Source organism: Vibrio sp. 1069, from assembly GCF_033340555.1.
In genome coordinates, this window is the sequence record NZ_JAWOWP010000743.1 from 1 (window position 1) to 564 (window position 564).

Annotated in this window: 1 protein-coding gene and 1 pseudogene; one reads left to right on the forward strand and one right to left on the reverse strand. The window is 48.4% G+C overall.

All coding sequences use genetic code 11. The features are described 5' to 3' along the window. Positions 1–203, reverse strand: a pseudogene (locus tag R7040_RS28800) (AraC family transcriptional regulator); the annotation flags it as partial. Positions 204–293: 90 nt separating this feature from the next. Here R7040_RS28800 and R7040_RS28805 point away from each other — a divergent pair. Continuing rightward, positions 294–564, forward strand: a 271-nt coding sequence (locus R7040_RS28805; RefSeq protein WP_411978232.1) for an MATE family efflux transporter, incomplete at its 3' end; no start/stop codon positions are given.

Genomic DNA, 564 nt, shown 5'->3' on the forward strand with positions numbered 1-564 from the left:
TTGTCACGCTCAACGTGATAACCGTCGTGCAGCTCAGCCAATCCCGCCATAAAAATATCGGCACGTTGCCATTCTGGAATTTCCGTTAGCGTAAGAAAACGTTCTTTGCACGCAGGCGCAAGGTAGACGTCATCGTGCCACTCATGTTGAGGCGAGAATTGACCGATGACGGATTTGCACAGGTTTTGTCGATTTTCGAACATGTATTTATGCCTCGGTTGGTTTTATATTCCCCCACAAACTGAGGAGTGACTATGACGAACAATACTGACATCAAAAACCAAACAAATCCTATGTCTGGCGACTTGTTACGTCAGATTATTCGCTTAGGTTTTCCTGTCGCAATCCAAAGCGCGCTTGTCGCGATATTGGCATTGGCTGATGTTCTCATGGTTAGTGACTTTGGTAAAGAAGCGACAGCGGCTGTGGGAATTGCGTCAAAATGGCATTTCGTGGCGATCATGATCATGGCCGGTCTAGCCTCTGCCAACGGCACGCTCGTTGCTCAATATTGGGGGCGAAATGATGCCGTCAGTGCCAAAACCGTCACTGGAATCGCCATCC